Annotated in this window: 15 protein-coding genes; 6 read left to right on the top strand and 9 right to left on the bottom strand. The window is 73.3% G+C overall.

What is annotated here, in order from left to right:
* Window positions 1-831: 831 nt before the first annotated feature.
* Together HII36_RS45985 and HII36_RS45980 are read left to right on the top strand one after the other, a co-directional pair.
* On the top strand, window positions 832-1,131 hold the full coding sequence (locus HII36_RS45985; protein ID WP_173529681.1) for a hypothetical protein: 300 nt from the start codon (window positions 832-834) through the stop codon (window positions 1,129-1,131).
* 661 nt (window positions 1,132-1,792) lie between these two features.
* Window positions 1,793-2,398, top strand: coding sequence for a hypothetical protein (locus tag HII36_RS45980; RefSeq protein ID WP_173529680.1), 606 nt, complete (start codon window positions 1,793-1,795; stop codon window positions 2,396-2,398).
* Here the strand turns inward: HII36_RS45980 and HII36_RS45975 are convergent.
* The 5 genes from HII36_RS45975 to HII36_RS45955 all read right to left on the bottom strand — a co-directional run bounded on the left by HII36_RS45975 (window position 2,370) and on the right by HII36_RS45955 (window position 7,062).
* A complete protein-coding gene (locus HII36_RS45975) occupies window positions 2,370-3,206 on the bottom strand; it encodes a TIGR03619 family F420-dependent LLM class oxidoreductase (protein ID WP_173529679.1) in 837 nt (278 codons plus the stop codon). The genes HII36_RS45980 and HII36_RS45975 overlap by 29 nt on opposite strands.
* Window positions 3,203-4,168 carry an acyl-CoA dehydrogenase family protein gene (locus tag HII36_RS45970; RefSeq protein ID WP_173529678.1) on the bottom strand — a complete coding sequence of 322 codons (966 nt, stop codon included), beginning with the start codon at window positions 4,166-4,168 and terminating at the stop codon, window positions 3,203-3,205. The genes HII36_RS45975 and HII36_RS45970 overlap by 4 nt, the downstream gene beginning before the upstream one ends.
* A 48-nt stretch (window positions 4,169-4,216) precedes the next feature.
* Complete coding sequence (locus HII36_RS45965; RefSeq protein WP_173529677.1) at window positions 4,217-5,320, bottom strand: acyl-CoA dehydrogenase family protein; 1,104 nt, start codon at window positions 5,318-5,320, stop codon at window positions 4,217-4,219.
* A gap of 47 nt (window positions 5,321-5,367) precedes the next feature.
* Window positions 5,368-6,333: an alpha/beta hydrolase gene (locus HII36_RS45960; protein WP_173529676.1), complete on the bottom strand. Its 966-nt coding sequence runs from the start codon at window positions 6,331-6,333 to the stop codon at window positions 5,368-5,370.
* A 69-nt stretch (window positions 6,334-6,402) separates the two neighbouring features.
* On the bottom strand, window positions 6,403-7,062 hold the full coding sequence (locus tag HII36_RS45955; protein ID WP_173529675.1) for a type 1 glutamine amidotransferase domain-containing protein: 660 nt from the start codon (window positions 7,060-7,062) through the stop codon (window positions 6,403-6,405).
* A gap of 73 nt (window positions 7,063-7,135) precedes the next feature.
* Between HII36_RS45955 and HII36_RS45950 the strand changes: the two genes are divergently transcribed.
* The gene (locus HII36_RS45950; protein ID WP_328808193.1) at window positions 7,136-8,005 is read left to right on the top strand and encodes a LysR family transcriptional regulator; all 870 of its coding nucleotides are present in this window, start codon (window positions 7,136-7,138) and stop codon (window positions 8,003-8,005) included.
* Between the two features lie 8 nt (window positions 8,006-8,013).
* Here the strand turns inward: HII36_RS45950 and HII36_RS45945 are convergent, their stop codons facing one another.
* The 3 genes from HII36_RS45945 to HII36_RS45935 are packed head-to-tail and all read right to left on the bottom strand — an operon-like array spanning window position 8,014 to window position 12,607.
* Entirely contained in the window at window positions 8,014-8,754 is a 741-nt protein-coding gene (locus HII36_RS45945) for an ABC transporter ATP-binding protein (RefSeq protein WP_173529674.1), read from the bottom strand.
* Entirely contained in the window at window positions 8,754-11,396 is a 2,643-nt protein-coding gene (locus HII36_RS45940; RefSeq protein WP_173529673.1) for an ABC transporter permease subunit, read from the bottom strand. The genes HII36_RS45945 and HII36_RS45940 overlap by 1 nt, the downstream gene beginning before the upstream one ends.
* Entirely contained in the window at window positions 11,393-12,607 is a 1,215-nt protein-coding gene (locus tag HII36_RS45935) for an ABC transporter substrate-binding protein (RefSeq protein ID WP_173529672.1), read from the bottom strand. Before HII36_RS45935 ends, HII36_RS45940 begins: the two co-directional genes overlap by 4 nt.
* A gap of 159 nt (window positions 12,608-12,766) precedes the next feature.
* Between HII36_RS45935 and HII36_RS45930 the strand changes: the two genes are divergently transcribed.
* Genes HII36_RS45930 through HII36_RS45920 form a run of 3 tightly spaced genes read left to right on the top strand, consistent with a single transcriptional unit; the run spans window position 12,767 to window position 14,796 of the window.
* On the top strand, window positions 12,767-13,855 hold the full coding sequence (locus tag HII36_RS45930) for an alcohol dehydrogenase catalytic domain-containing protein (protein WP_173529671.1): 1,089 nt from the start codon (window positions 12,767-12,769) through the stop codon (window positions 13,853-13,855).
* A 44-nt stretch (window positions 13,856-13,899) separates the two neighbouring features.
* Entirely contained in the window at window positions 13,900-14,415 is a 516-nt protein-coding gene (locus HII36_RS45925; RefSeq protein ID WP_173529670.1) for a cupin domain-containing protein, read from the top strand.
* 54 nt (window positions 14,416-14,469) lie between these two features.
* Entirely contained in the window at window positions 14,470-14,796 is a 327-nt protein-coding gene (locus tag HII36_RS45920) for a hypothetical protein (protein WP_173529669.1), read from the top strand.
* On the opposite strand, the gene HII36_RS45915 is transcribed toward HII36_RS45920, so the two are convergent.
* A partial coding sequence (locus HII36_RS45915; RefSeq protein ID WP_173529668.1) for an MMPL family transporter occupies window positions 14,775-15,949 on the bottom strand: 1,175 nt, incomplete at its 5' end. The two genes, HII36_RS45920 and HII36_RS45915, sit on opposite strands and share 22 nt — an antisense overlap.

Genomic DNA, 15,949 nt, shown 5'->3' with positions numbered 1-15,949 from the left:
TCCCCTCTCCGGGCCGCCAACGCCGCGGCCGCCACGGACTTGTGGGTCGCGGGCACCCGGGCTGCGGGCGCTGGGGTCGCAGGCACCCGGGCCGCAGGCGCTGGGATCGCGGGCGCTGGGGTCGCGGGCGCTGGGGTCGCGGGTACTCGGGTCGCGGGCTCCGGGGCCGCAGCCCGTGGGACCGCAGCCCGTGGGAGCACAGCCCTTGAGACCGCAGCCTTCGAGACCGCAGCCCTTGAAACCGCAGCCCTTGAGACTGCGGGCACTGGGGTCGCGGGTGAGGGTTCCGTGACGGCCTCGCGTGGGGAATCCGCCGGCCGCACCCGCCGCCGTCGTCGCCGTCGCCCGGCCGACGTGCCCGCCGCGGCCGCCAGGCACCGGCGTGGCGCCCGGGCGTCGCGTGAGACGGTCGTCGAGATGGGGCACGCCGCCCACGAGGACCTTGCGCCGCACGCGACCGCCGCCCTGGACGTTAGGGCGGGCAGGACGGTCAGCGGCTCGGCCGGTCTTGAGACGGCACCCTTCAACCCCTTCCCCGTGGCCCGGCTCACCCCCGGCTCCCCCTCGACACGCGCCCACCAGCCGGCCGGGACGGGAGCGGCCTGGGACCCGTGGTCCGCGGCCTCCGGCGGTGCCCAGGATCCGCGCGCCACCACCACTTCCGCCACACCTAACGACCCGCGCTCGATGGGACCGGGTCCTGCGGCTTCGGGTCCCGCGGCTTCAGGTCTGGTCGGTTCAGGTTCGGTCGGTTCGGGTGCCGCACTGGAGCTGCGGGCCGGCGACGGCGCGTCGCCGTACCAGGGCCGGCGGCGGCGCGGGGAGCGTCCCGTGAGTGACCCGATGACCGCCTGGATCGAGACCCCGCCGCGCGGCCGCCGCCACCGCGACGCGGCACCCGCACCACGCGACGCGGCACCGACCGGACGCACCATGGCACCCCACGAAAGCACCAGGGCACCCCACGGAAGCGGCATCGCACCCCACGCGAGCGGCGTGGCGCCCATGGGGGCCGGGGTGGCGGAGCATCAGCCGTTCGTCCAGGACGCCCCGCTGCGTGGCCGCCGCCATCGTGGCGCGCCGCCCTCCAGCACACCGGCCGACTTCGCCGGGGTCGGCGCCGCCGGCTGAGCCCGCACGCCCGGACAGTCGCCCACCCGGGCACGCATGCGCCCAGGCGCGATCGCTCGGTCCGCGCCCGTTGGGATGTGACGGCACAGTTCGCGCCCGCCGGCTGTGACGGTACGTTCACGCCCGCCGGATGTAGCGGCGCAGTTCGCGCCCGCCGGGTGTGACGGCACGCCCGTTGGGGCGTGACGGCACGTTCGCGGGCGCCCGGATGCCATGGCACGTTCGTGCGCCTCTGGGCGCGGTGACACGGCCACGCGCGCCCGGGCGCGGTGACACGGCCGCGTGCGTCCGGGCGCGATGACACGGCCGCGTGCGTCCGGGTGCGATGGCGCGGGCGTCCGGGCGCGATGGCGTGGGCGCGCCGCGAACGAGGGCGGCCGGTCCTCCGGGGTACGGGAGGCCGGGCGATGGCCACGTCCCACCCCCAGCGCGTGGCGGCGGCTGGGCAGGAACTCTGGGATTGGGTCTTTCGTTTGACGGTCCGGCATTGACCGGAAAATCGGGAATGTGAGGACTGTTGCCCCCCACCGCCTTACGCTTAGCCTTCCTCGGCCTGGTCGTTTCGTTGTTCGCCACGGCCTGCACCACCCCCACTCGCAGCCCCGAATACCAGAACCCCCAGCCCTCCATGGAACCTTGGGAAGAAGAGGAGGAGGAACCGGTGGAGGAGGAGGTGGAGAAGGAATACCTGGCGATTTGCGTGACGAAGAAGAGCCAGGCCCGCGTCGTCGATCAGCCCTGCGACGACGATGAGAAAGGCCATTCCTGGTATTTCCTGCCCTCACCCTCGACAGTGCCCGCCGTGGGCAGGAAGGCCCGGGGTGGCGCGTTCGGGTGGCCGGAGGACGGCGAGGCGTACCGCGCTGCCAGGAAGGGCGGACGCAGCGCGGACGCCAAGGTCGACGAGAGCTACGACCTCGTCGAGGTCTGCGTGAAATCACGTACCCGCATGCGCGTGTTCGACGGCCGGTGTGACGACGAGGACGAAGGCCACGCCTGGTATTACCTGCCACTGACCGGCCACGTCCCGGCGGTGACGGAGAAAGCCGTGCGCGGCTCGTTCTATTTGTTCGGCTGGGGCGAAACCTACCGGGCCAGACGCGGCGGCGGGAAAGGCAGCCAGGCGGCCATCGAGGAAACGTCCGCAGAAGACGACGAAACTTATACCGAGCCGGACACGGAAGAGCCGACGCCCACGGAAAGCTCGTCGTCGTCCGGTAACTGCACGACCGTTCATTTCAGGAAGAGCCGGGTCCGCCGCTGTTAGCGACCCCGTATTCGGCGGCGAAGGCGGCGAGTCGGGTCACCGCGTCCCTGCTGCGTTCCCACGGACGGACGATCAGCCGTTCCACTCCCAGCGCCGCCCACGACGCCACCTCATCGGGCGAGGCGAGGGCGTAGGCGTGCGCGGTGACGGGTACGCCCGCGCCGAGCCTGGCCAGTTGCGGCCGGATGGACTCCAGCGTGTGCGGCATGCTGATCCACCCGTCGCACAGCCGCGCCGCTCGGCGCAGCGCGGCGGGTGATTCACCGCCGGCCAGGATGGGCAGCCGGTCCTGGACGGGCTTGGGCTCGAAGGCGACCTCGGGGAAGGCGTAGAAGGTCCCGGAATGGGTGATGACGGGCTCGCGCCAGAGCCGCCGGACGATCTCGATCGCCTCGTCCAGCCGGCCGCCCCGGTTGGTGAACGGGACACCGGCGGCGTCCCACTCACCCCGGTACCAGCCCGCTCCGATGCCGCAGATCGCCCGTCCGCCGGAGACGGCGTCCAGGGTCGCGAACGCCCGGGCCGACACGAACGGGTGCCGCAACGCGAGCAGGTAGACGGCGGTGCCGAGCCTGACCCTGGACGTCAGCCCGGCCAGCCAGCACAGGTAGGCGGGCGCGTCGAACAGCGGCGTCGTGGGCCTGATGCCCGGGTCGGAGGTGCCCGGGTAGACGGCGGTGGACAGGTCGGTGGCGAAGACCAGGTGCTCGGGCAGCCAGATCGACTCGAAGCCCAGCTCGTCGGCGGCGACCGCGACGTCCTTCCACGCGTCCGGGTGGAGCAGCCCCAGCGGCACCCCGTACTTCACGGGTAGCGCCGCAGGTCGCGGGTGAGGTGGTCGCGGACTCCGCGCCGGTGCTCGGCGGAGGTTCCGTAGGCGGCCGACAGCGACCAGGCGCGGGCCAGCCAGAACCGCAGGTCGAGCTCCTCGGTGTAGCCGATCGCCCCATGCACCTGCAAAGCCGCTCGGGCCGCCGCACAAGCCGCTTCTCCGGCAGCGGCCTTGGCCGCGCTCACATCCCGCTCGCCGGTGGATGTCCCCCGATCCACGGACAAAGCCGCTCGACACACCAGCGGCGCCGCGAATTCCACGTCGATCGCCACATCGGCCAGCCGGTGCTTGACCGCCTGGAACGTCCCGATCGCGGTGCCGAACTGGCGGCGCGCGCGGGCGTAGGTCACCGAGGCGTCCAGCAGTTCCCGTGCCACGCCGATGAGCTGTGCGGCGGTCGCGACCGTGGCCCGGTGCAGCGCGGGCTCGGGCGCGGCGGCCAGCCGTACGGACTCGCCGGGGTCGAAGGCGACCTCGAACAGGCGGCGGCAGGGGTCGGCGCCCGGCACCGGCGTCAGGCGTGCCGAGGCCCGGTCCACCTGGCGCAGGCCGTCGGGGCCTGCGACGATCAGCAGGTCCGCGAGGTCGGCGTCGGCGGCGTACTCCTGGCCGGGCGGGATCACGGCGACGGTGACCGCCCCGGAGACGAGTTTCGGCACCTCGTCCACCAGGTACGGCGCCGCGATCGCGGTGTCCACGACCGGGCCCGGCAGGCACGCCCGTCCCGTCTCCTCCAGCGCGGGCAGCACGTCGGTCAGCGCGAGCCCGAGCCCGTCGCACTCCTGGGGTGCGAGCAGCCCGAAGAAGCCCAGCTCGGCGAGCTGTTCCCAGGCCGGGCGGCGCTCGGTGCGCAGCGCGGCGGGCGGGCAGTGCGCGCGCAGCACGTCACGGACGGTCGCGCCGAGCGCGAGCTGTTCGTCGGTCCAGATGAAGTTCATCGCGGCAGCTCCAGCACCAGGTTCATCGCGGCGGCTCCAGCACCAGGTTCATCGCGGCAGTCCCAGGACGCGTTCGGCGACGATGTTGCGCTGGATCTCGTTCGTGCCCGCGTAGATCGGCCCCGCCAGCGCGAACAGGAAGCCGTCCAGCCAGGACGTGCGCCCGGCCTCCTCGCCGAGCAGTTCCATGGCCAGCCCGTGCATGCGCAGGTCGAGCTCGGACCAGAACACCTTCCCCAGGCTCGCGGCCGGCCCGAGCTCGGCGCCCGACATGAGCCTGCGCGCGGTCCCGTACGTGTGCAGCCGGTACGCCTCCGCCTCCACCCAGCAGCGCGCGGCCCGGTCCAGGAGCGCGTCGTCACCGGAGTCCCTGGCCAGCGCGACGAGCCGGTCGGCGGTGGCCAGGAACCGGCCGGGGCTGCGCAGGGCCAGGCCGCGCTCGGACGACGTGGTGGCCATCGCGATGCGCCAGCCCTGGCCGACCTCGCCGAGCACCAGCTCGTCAGGGACGAACACCCCGTCGAAGAACAGTTCGGCGAATCCGGGCAGCCCGTCGAGCTGGGCGATCGGCCGAACCGTGACGTCGTCCAGGGGGAACAGGAAGTAGGTCAGCCCGTGATGCCGGGCGCCCGAGGTGCGGAAGAGCCCGAACCCGTGGCCGGCGTAGGCGGCCCGGGAGCTCCACGTCTTCTGCCCGTAGAGCCGCCACCCGCCGGGTACGGGCTCGGCCCTGGCGGTGAGCGCGGCCAGGTCGCTGCCGGCCTCGGGCTCGGACCAGGCCTGGGCCCAGACGTCGTCGGCCCTGGCCATCCTGGGCAGCCAGCGGGCGCGCTGCTCGTCGGTGCCGAATCTCATGAGGGTGGGGGCGAGGAGGAAGATCCCGTTCTGGGTGACTCTGGGCGGTGCGCCGGCCGCCCAGTACTCCTCCTCGAAGATCAGCCATTCGATCAGGGAGGCGCCGCGCCCGCCGTACTCCCGTGGCCAGGAGACGACGGACAGCCGTTCCCCGGCCAGCCGCGCCTCCCAGGCCCGGTGCGCGGCGAAGCCCTCGGGGGTGTCCATGGACGGCAGCGGTCCCGGCCCGTTCTCGGTCAGCCACCGGCGAACCTCGGCACGGAAGTCCTGCTCGGCGCGGGTGTAGTCGAGATCCACGATGACCAACCTAGCGCGCGCTTGGTACGCTGACCAGTCCCCCGAGGTCAGCGCCGCAGGGCGCGGGCCAGCGCCGCCTTGCGCGTGGCCGCGGCCCGCCTGCTCAGCTCGACCCCGGGCACCATGACGTCGAACCCGTGGAAGGCCCCCGGATACAGGTGGAACTCGGTCGACACCCCGGCCCGCGCCAGCCGCAGCGCGTAGTCGGCGCACTCGTCCCTGAACACCTCCAGCTCACCGACGTCGATGAACGCCGGCGGCAGCCCGGCCAGGTCGGTGGCCCGGGCCGGCGCGGCGTACGGCGACACGTCGTCGGTCCCGGCCAGGTCGCCGAGCAGCGCCTTCCAGCCGTACAGGTTGGCGGCCCTGTCCCAGACCACGGCCGTGGCGAACTCGTGGCTGGACGGGGTGGTGTTGCGGTCGTCCAGCATCGGGCAGACGAGCAGCTGGAAGGCCACCTCGGGCCCGCCCCTGTCGCGGGCGAGCAGCACGGTCGCGGCGGCGAGACCACCGCCCGCGCTGCCCCCGCCGACCGCCAGCCTGGCCGGGTCGAGGCCCAGCTCACCCGCGTTCTTGGCGGTCCAGGCCAGGCCCGCGTAGCAGTCCTCGACCGGCGCGGGGTGCGGGTGCTCCGGCGCGAGCCGGTAATCGACCGAGACCGCCACCAGCCCGAGCTCCTCCACGTATTCGATGAGCTGGTCGTCGTTGCCCTCGGGCGTCCCCATGATCATGCCGCCGCCGTGGATCCAGTAGAGGCCAGGGCGCTCGGCCGGGTCGCCGTCCGGCCGGTAGATCCGCAGCCGCACGTCCGGCGCCCCCTCCGGGCCCGGGACGTGCCGGTCCTCGATCGCCACGTCCGTCGCCCGCCGCGGCGCCGCCGCGATCAGGGCGTGCGCCTGCGCCCGCTCCACGGCGAGCCGCTCGTACGTCAGCGCGGCGACGTCGAACGGGGGCAGCGGCTCCCGCTCCAGCGCGGCGCGGAGCTCGGGATCGAGGTTCGGGTGGAAGGCCATGGGTGTTCCCCCTTCTCCTGGGCTACCCCTCGATCGTCGGCCGCCCGGCCGCCGCCGCACAACCACGTATCAGCCGAGCAGTTCCACCACCCGCTCGGCCAGCGGGGTAGCGCTGGCCGGGTTCTGCCCGGTGACCAGGCGGCCGTCCACCTCCACCCGCGGCTGGAAGTCGGCGCCTGGCACGTGCTCGGCGCCGCTCGCCGTCAGCGCGTCGGCCAGCAGGAACGGCACCACGTCCGTCAGTCCGACGGCCGACTCCTCGGCGTTGGTGAACGCGGCCACCCGCCTGCCCGACACCAGGTGCGTGCCGTCGGACAGGGTGAGGTTCACCAGCGCGGCCGGGCCGTGGCAGACGGCCGCGACCACGCCGCCGCGCTCGTACACCTCGCGGCCGACCCGCTGGACGCCCGGGTCGCCGGGGAAGTCCCACATGGTGCCGTGCCCGCCGGCGTACAGGACGGCGTCGTAGCCGGCCGGGTCGACGTCGGCGAGCCTGGCGGTGCCGCCGCGCCGCGCCAGCTCGGCCAGGAAGTCGGCCTGGACGGGGTCACCGGGGTCGAAGCCGTCCCGGGGCGGTTCGCCGCCGCGCACGCTGGCCACGTCCACCTGGTGTCCGGCCTTGGTGAAGACGTGCCAGGGGTGGGCGGCCTCGGGCACGTAGTAGCCGGTGCTCCGGCGGCCGCCGAGGTCGTCGTGGCTGGTCAGGGCGATCAGAATGCGTTTGGTCATACCCGGCAGCATGCCCGGCGGCCGCCATCAGCGACAAATAACCAAACAGCCCTTCAGGCATCAGAATACTGATGTGTCGCTCTCGCTGGATCTGCTCAAGACCTTCCTCGCCGTGCACAGGACGGGCTCCATCACGGCCGCCGCCCAGACGCTCGGCCTGTCACAGCCGGCCGTGACCGCCCAGATCAAGACCCTGGAGTCGACGCTCGACCGGCCGCTGTTCGACCGGCTGCCGCGCGGGGTCGCGCCGACCGCCGCCGCCGACGAGCTGGCCCGCCGGGTGTCGGGCGCGCTCGACGCGCTGGACGAGGTGGTCTCGGCCGAGCTGCCCGCCGAGGAGGCCGTGCACCTGGGCGGGCCGGCCGAATTCCTCTGCGAGCAGGTGATCCCCATGCTGGCGCCGCTGGTCAGGGCCGGGTTGCGGGTGCGCACCACGCTCGGGCTGGCCGACGACCTGCTGGCCGGCCTGGCCGCGGGGCGGCTCGACCTGGTGATCTCCACGATCCGGCCCCGGATGCGCGGCGTGCTGGCCGACCCGGTCTACGACGAGGAGTTCATCCTGGTCGCCGCCCCCGAGCTGGCCGCCGGGGACGAACCGCTCGCGGCGCTCCCCGTGGTGGCGTACGCGGAGGAGCTGCCCATCGTGCGGCGGTACTGGCGGACCGTGTTCGGCCGGCGGTCCACGATGACGGCCCAGGTGGTGGTGCCGGACCTGCGTGGCGTGCGGAGCGCGGTCCTGGCGGGGATGGGGATGTCGGTGCTGCCGGCGTACCTGTGCCGGGGCGACCTGGCGGCCGGGCGGCTGGTCGCGCTGGCCGAGCCGGAGGTGGCGCCGATCAACACCGGCTACCTGGCCGTCCGCTCGGGCGCCCCGGCCCGGCCGGCGGTCGCCCGGGTGCGTGCCCACCTGCTCGACGCCTTCCGCGCCGCGCCGCCCTTCTGACCCCTCGCTCACCCCAGGTACGCCGCCCTGACCACCGGATTCCCCCTGATCTCGGCCGGGCTCCCGGTCGCGATCACCTTGCCCAGGTCGAGCACGACGAGCCGGTCGCAGGTCTCCATGACGAAGCCCATGTCGTGCTCGACCAGCAGCACCGTCGTGTCCAGCCCGCCGATCACCTCGCCCAGCCTGGCGGTCTGCTCGGCGTCCAGGCCGGAGGTGGGCTCGTCGAGCAGCAGCAGCCCGGGCCGGTCAGCCAGCGCGCGGGCCAGCTCGACCAGCCGCCGCTGGCCCACCGGCAGCGCCGCGGCGTAGGCGTCGCGTACCGCGTCGAGCCCGCACAACTCCAGCACCTCGGCCACCCGTTCCCGCCGCTCGCGCTCCCTGGCCCGCCGTCCCGGCCAGCCGACCAGGTCGGCGGGCAGCCCGCCACCGCCGCCGCGCCAGTCGAGCGCGGCCAGCACGTTGTCGGCCACGCTCAGCCGGCCGAACACCTGGGTGCGCTGGAACGTCCTGCGCACCCCGTCGCGGGCCCGGCGCAGCGCCGGCACGCCGGTCAGGTCGCGCCCGGCCACGCTGACCCGGCCGGCGAGCGGTCTGCGCAGCCCGGACACCACGTCGAACAGCGTGGTCTTGCCCGCGCCGTTCGGGCCGATCACGCCGCACACCTGGCCCGCGCCGACCTCGAACGACACCTCGTCCAGCGCCCTGACCCCGCCGAACGCCACCGACACAGCCTCGATCGCCAGCATCAGCTCACCCCCAGGTACGCCTCGGTCAGCCGGTCACCGTCCACCTCGGAGCGCGGACCCGTCCAGGTGACGCGGCCCAGCCGCATGAACGCCACCCGGTCGGCGATCGCCAGCGCCTCGGTGGCCTTCTCCTCCACCAGCAGCAACGCCACCCCGCGGGCGCGCAGCTCGGTGAAGACGTCGAACACCTGCCGCACCACCAGCGGCGCGAGCCCCAATGACGGCTCGTCGGCGATCAGCACCCGGGGCGGGCGGACGAGCGCGGGCGCGAGCGTGAGCAGCTGCTGCTCGCCGCCCGACAGCGCGCCGGCGAGCACGGTACGCCGCGCGCCGAGCTGCGGCAGCCGGTCGTAGACGGGCTCGGGATCGTCCAGCCAGGTACGCAGGTTCTCCTCGACGGTCAGCCCGGGGAACACGCCCCGGCCCTCGGGCGCCAGCAGCACCCCGGCCCTGGCCCGGCGGTGGGCCGGCCAGCGGGTGACGTCCTGCCCGTCGAGCAGCACTCGTCCCGCGGTCACCGGGACGTCTCCGGCGGCGACGGCGCAGGTGGTCGACTTGCCCGCGCCGTTGGCCCCGAGCAGCGCGACCACCTCGCCCGGGCGGACGTCCAGCGTCACCCCGCGCAGCACGGTGCAGTCGGCGTACCCGGCGACCACGCCGTCCAGGCGGAACAACGCCGTACCCGTCTCCTCGGGCTCCTCCCGCGCGACCGCCACCGCCGGGCCGGGCTCGCGCCCGAGCTCGGGGGTCCGGGCCTGGGCGCGTTGCCCGCGCCGGTGGCGGGACTCGGCGAACTGGGCGAGCACGCCGTCGGGATGCCTGGCCAGGATCATGCCGCCCGCGCCGAACAGGATGGCGCCGACGTGCGCGGAGACGTCCCAGGTGAGCAGCAGTTCTGGGACGACGACGGCGATGATCCCGCCGAGCACCGCGCCGCCGATCCGGCGCACGCCCTGGAGCACCACCACGGCCAGCCAGACGAACCCGGTGAACGCGGGCAGATCGGTGGCCGTGATCGAGCCCTTGGAGATCGCGAACAGCACGCCGCCGAGCCCGGCGACGGCCGAGGCCAGCACGAACAGCGTGATCTTGGTCCGGGCCGCCGACAACCCGGACGTGGTGGCCGCCGCCGGGGCCGAGCGCACCGCCAGGATCGCCCGTCCGGAGGCCGACCGTTCGAGGTTGCGCACCAGCAGGCCGACCAGCCCGATCAGCGCCAGCAGCAGCACCACCCGCACCCGGGGGTCGGCGGTCTGGCCGAAGCCGAGGTCGAGCGCGGGCAGCGGCCAGCCGATCGTCCCGTTGCTGAACGCGTCCACCTGGAAGAGCACCTGGTCGGCCAGCAGCGCCAGGGCCAGCGTGGCCAGCGTCAGCACCCGGCCGCCCAGCCGCAGCGCGGGCAGCGCCACCAGCAGCCCGACGGCGGCGGCCGCCAGCACGCCGAGCACGATCGCCACGAAGATCGGCAGCCCGGACGAGAACGCCCACCCGCAGGTCAGCGCGGCCATCGCGGCGAACGCGGCCTGGGCCAGGTTGACCATGCCGCCGATGCCGGTGACCACCACGAACGAGCAGAAGATCAGCGCCAGCACCAGCCCGTGCGCGGCGATGCCCACGTAGTACTCGGGCAGGACGAAGGTGAGCACGAGCAGCGCGGCCAGCCCCACCAGCCACGGCGCCCGCCGCCGCCAGAGCGGCACGCCGGCCAGGTGGTCGGGCGGCGGCGCGTCCTCGGCCGCGCTGCCCGCCACCCGCTCACGCGACCTGTTGAGCAGGACGAGCCCGGCGAACAGCAGGATCACCGGCACGGCGGTACGCAGCCCGGTGATCTCCTCGAGGAAGTCGGTGTACCCGGCGACGAGGTTCTGCACCACGCCCAGCGCCAGCCCGGCCGCGAACGTCACGGGGATCGAGCGCAGCCGGCCGAACACCGCGGCCGTGGCCGAGGCGAACAGCAGCACCGTGTAGGCGGTGGCGTCCAGGCCGAGCACCGACACGGCCAGCACCCCGGCCAGACCGGCCAGGCCGGAGCCGAGCATCCAGGCCAGCGCGGAGGTGGCGTCCTCGTCGATGCCGCGCAGCGTGGCCAGCCGCCGCCGGTCGACGCAGGCGCGCATGCGCAGCCCGTACGGCGTGTGCCGCATGAACGCCCACAGCCCGGCCGCGGCCACCACCGCGAACGCGAACGTGATGAGCTGGTCGGTGTCCAGGTGCACGCCGAGGACGTCGAACGCCTGGGCCGGGTGCGGCCCGATGCCGCGCGGCAGCGCGGTGTTGTCCGCGGCGGGCAGCCCGAACAGGTCCACGACCAGCAGCCCGAGCGCGGGCAGCGCGATCGTGAGCCCGATCGTGGCGACGATCTGCGCGGTCTCGCCGGCCCTGGCCAGGCCGCGGAACATCGACCGGTGCAGCAGGTAGCCGAGCGCCGGGGCGAACAGCCCGATCGACAGCACCGCCGACAGCCAGGCCGGCAGCTCGGCGGCCACGTTGAGCTGGTAGAACAGCAGCGCCGACAGGAAGCCGATCGCGCCGTGGGCGAAGTTGAACACGCCCGTGGCCGCGTACGACAGGGTCAGTCCCGAGCCCATGACGGCGAAGACGGCCCCGGTGACCAGGCCGCTGAGCACGTACCCGAGGATCATTTGAGCGGCACGTTGTCGAAGCACTTCATGCTCTTGGCCACCTGGAAGGCCCCGCCTTCCAGCTTGACCAGAGCGCCGCAGCCGTTGGGCTCGTCGTGGTCCTTGGGATACTGGATCTTCCCGAACCCGGCGTTCTCGTAGGCGTACTGGCCGTTGCCGGTGGCCAGGAACTTCTCCCTGGTCAGGTCCTTGCCGGTCTTGTCCAGCATGTCGAGGAAGATGTCGGCCGCCCAGTAGCCGATGGCCAGGTGCTGGGTCAGCGTGGCGCCCGGGGCGACCTTCTCGACGTCCTGCTTGAGCTGGGCGATCTCCGGCGCGCTCGACTCGAACGGCTCGAACATGGGCGCGGCCACCACGCCGTCCAGCGCCTGCGCGCTGGCCTGGTCCTTGAGTATGGCGGCGTCGTAGCTGGTGGCGTCGGTGAGCACGCCCTGGTATCCGGCCCGCTTGAGCGCCGAGTAGAGCCCGACGTTGAACTTGGTTCCGGCGATCACGGAGACAACGACGTCGGGGGCCTTGCCGCCGTTCGAGGTCATGATCTTGTCGACGTACGGCAGCCAGTCCGGCGGCGGTGCGGCGGCGGGCAGCCCGGAGTTGACGCCGACCAGCTTGAACCCGGCGGCCTCGAACGACTGGGAGATCGTGGTGCCGCCGTACTTGCTGCCGCTGGAGTCGGAGGTCTGCACGTAGACGGTCTTGCCGTCGGCGCCGCCGAGCAGTTCGGCCATCTGGCGTCCCCACCAGGTCTGCGAGCCGGCGCCCTGCTTGGGCGCCAGGCAGCCGTTGTAGCCGAAGCCGGTCCTGGTGCCGCACCACTGCGGCCCGGTGGCCCAGCCGAACCACGGCACGCCCTGCTGCTCCAGGAAGGCCGCGCCGCCGAAGTTGGGCGCGTGCACCGGGACGAGGGCGAAGACCTGGTCCTTCTGGACGAGTTTCTTGGCGGCGGCGTCGCCCTTGGCCGCGTCCTGGCCGTCGTCCTCGGCGCCGAGGAACTCGATCTTCCTGCCGTGCACGCCGCCTTCGGCGTTGGCCCGCTCGAACCTGGCCTTGGCGCCCAGTTCCGCGTCCTTGGTCGAGTAACCGCTCGCGCTGGTCTTGGTCAGCACGCCGCCGACCTTGATGGAGGTGTCCGTGACGCCCGGGGCGCCGCCTGCCTTGCCGCCTGTCGTTCCTGTCTGCTGGGCCGCACACCCGGCTACGAGCAGTGCCATCGTGAGCACCGCCGCGCCCCGCCGTACCATGTCGCCTCCGCCTTGCTGCTTTTGGCCTAGCGCTCGCTTGGTTTGGCGTCAGAGTAGGTTTGCCGTCCAGGGGTGTCAACGCCCGAGCAATTGCTTGCTCACTTGCCGGACCGGGGCTAGCGTGAGCGCATGCTGATGCGCGCCGCCGTGCTGACCGGTTTCCACGCCCCGATGGAGATCCGCGAGGTGGAGATCGCCGACCCGGGCCCCGGCGAGGTGCGCGTGCAGATCAAGGCGTCCGGGGTGTGCGGCTCCGACCTCAAGGCCATCGACGGCAAGAGCCCGGTGGTCGCGAAGCCGCCGTTCGTCCTCGGCCACGAGAGCACCGGCATCGTGGAGAGCGTGGGCGCGGGCGTCACCGCGGTCAAGCCGGGCGACCACGTCATCATCTCGATGAGCGGACCGTGCGGGCGCTGCCGCCAGTGCGGCGCGGGCGCCTTCCACCTGTGCTCGGGCCCCGCCAGGATGACCGCCATCATGGGCGGCGCGCCCAGGCTCACCCTGGACGGCCAGGAGACCCGCAGGTTCATCGGCATCGGCTCGTTCGCCGAGTACGCGGTCGTCGCCGAGGCCATGTGCGTGAAGATCACCAAGGCCGCGCCCTTCGCCGCCATGTGCCTGCTGGCCTGCGGCGTCATCACCGGCGTCGGCGCGGTCATGAACGTGGCCAGGGTCCGGGCGGGCTCCAGCGTGCTGGTGGTGGGCTGCGGCGGCGTGGGGCTCAACGTCATCCAGGGCGCGGTGCTGGCCGGCGCGACCACGATCGTCGCCGCCGACGTGGCCGAGCAGAAGCTCAAGCTGGCCGAGCGCTTCGGCGCCACGCACACCCTGCTCGCCGAGGACCTGCCCAGGCAGGTCGGCGAGATCGTCAGGGGCGGCGCCGAGTACGCCTTCGACGCCACCGGCGCGCCCGGCGTCCTCGCCCGGGCCTTCGCCGCCACGCAGCCGGGCGGCACCACGGTCATGGTGGGCAGCCCGCCGGCCGGCCACCCGGTGCAGCTCGACCCCGGCCTGCTGTTCTCCTCCCGCCGCCTCATGGGCACCCAGGGCGGCGACGCCGCCCCGCACCGCGACCTGCCCATGCTGGCCGACCAGTACGTCCGCGGCCGACTCGACCTCGACGGCCTGATCACCGAACGCCTGCCGCTCGACCAGATCAACGAGGCCGTCGAGCACGTCCGGGCGGGCGCGGTGGCCCGCACGGTGATCGTCTTCTGACCGGCGATACCCTCGAAGTCCTCCGAAGATCGAGAGGACCTGGCATGTCGTATCCGGAACCCCGTTACTTCGACGAGCACGGCATCAGCGGCGGCTTCCACCGCGCCGCGGACGCGCCGCCCGACCTGCGGACGTACGCGCCGGGCACGCCACCGGCGGAACGCGGCACGGACGTGCACTACCTCGGCACCGGCGACACCACGAACGGCGCGTTCGGCCTGTACCGCTGGGAGATGGGCCCGCGGCCGTCAGGCCCCGCCCCGCACTTCCACCGCACCATCACCGAGTCGTTCTACGTCCTGTCCGGCACGATCAGGCTCTACAACGGCGACTCCTGGGTCGACGGGCGGGCGGGTGACTTCCTGTTCGTCCCCGAGGGCGGGATCCACGCGTTCAGGAACGAGTCGGGCGAGCCGGCCTCGATGCTGATCCTGTTCACCCCGGGCGCGCCGCGCGAGGCGTACTTCGAGGAGCTGGCCGAGATCGCGGTGAGCGGGCGCACGCTGACCGGCGAGGAGTGGACCGAGCTGTACCTGCGCCACGACCAGTACATGGTCTGACCGGGCGATCGTTGCCTTACGCTGGGTGACCGGACGCCTACGCCTGGAGGACCGGTGCACCTCAGCCGAGCGGCCGCGGCTCTCGCCGCGGCCCTGCCGCTCTCCCTGCCGCTCTCCCTGCCGCCCTGCCCCGCCGACGCCCGGTCGAGCTGGCGCTACGACTTCGTCGCCCCGGGCGTGGTGATCTGGAGCGAGCCCCGGGCCGGTTCCGTCCAGCGGGGCGTGGGCGGGCTCGGCGAGCAGTTCGCCGCCGACCGCAGCGAGCGGCACGGGCCGTTCACCTGCGGCAGGTTCGAGGCCACGCTCTGGTACCACGGCCACCATCTCGGCACCGGCGTCTCCGGCTGGGTGCCCGCCTGCTACCTGGAGTCCCCCGACTGACCGGCGCCCACCAGCGGCTTCGCCAGGCCTGGCGGCGTCTCGTCGTCCTCGTGGCCCTCCACCGACAGGTTCGGCAGCAGCCGGTCCAGCCAGCGCGGGCACCACCAGTTCAACCGGCCGAGCAGCACCATGGTCGACGGCACCAGGAAGCCCCGGATGATCGTGGCGTCCACCGCGACCGCCACCGCCAGCCCGACGCCGAACGTCTTGACCATCGGATCCGGGTAGGCGATGAACGCCACGAACACCGCCACCATGATCAACGCCGCCGACGTGATGACCCGCCCGGTCGAGCCCAGTCCCTCGGCCACCGCGCGCGCGTTGTCCCGGTCCTTCAGGTACGCCTGACGCACCGCGGTCAGCAGGAACACCTCGTAGTCCATGGACAGCCCGAACAGCACCGCGAACAACATCAGCGGCACGTAACTCTCGATGGGCACCGAGAAGAAGATCGTCTGGGTGAAGGACCCCGCGGACATGGGCGCGTCCATGCCGACCAGGCCGCTGCCCAGCCCGATCGAGAACACCAGCGCCAGCGCGCCGAACGCGGCCCCGAGCGAGACGAGGTTCATCAGCGCGGCCTTGACCGCCACGACGGGCGCGCGGAAGGCCAGCAGCAGCAGGAACGCGCTGAGCAGCACGACCACGCCGATGACCAGCGGGGTGCGCTCGGAGATGCGGTCACCGGCGTCGGCCAGCGCGGCCACCTTCCCGCCGACGTGCACCCGCGCCCCCGGCACCGAGATCGCCCTGACGTCGCGCACCGCCTCGGCGGTCCTGGCGTCGCTCGGCGCGTACGCGGTGACGGCCTGGATCATCACGGACCGGCCCGAGGTGTTCAGCTTGGCCGCCGACACGTGCTCGACCCCGTCGACGGCCTTGATCTCCGTTTCGAGCCGTTCGACCAGCGGGTCGGACGCCTGGGCGACCGGGGCGTCCAGCTCGGCGACGACCAGGAGCGGGCCATTGCTGCCCGGGCCGAACCCGGCGGCCATCAGCTCGTACGCGCGGCGCGAGGGCGAATCCTTGGCCGCGTACCCGTCGTCGAGCGGGCCCAGCTTGAGCGCCAGGGCCGGCGCGGCGAGCGCGGCCAGCACGATCACGCTGCCCAGCAGCACCCGCCAGGGCCGCTTCGCCACCCACAGCCCCAGCC

Source organism: Nonomuraea antri (assembly GCF_013283785.1).
GTDB classification, from domain to species: domain Bacteria; phylum Actinomycetota; class Actinomycetes; order Streptosporangiales; family Streptosporangiaceae; genus Nonomuraea; species Nonomuraea antri.
Note: the sequence above shows the minus strand (reverse complement) of the source record. Positions and strands in the feature narration are given on the sequence as shown.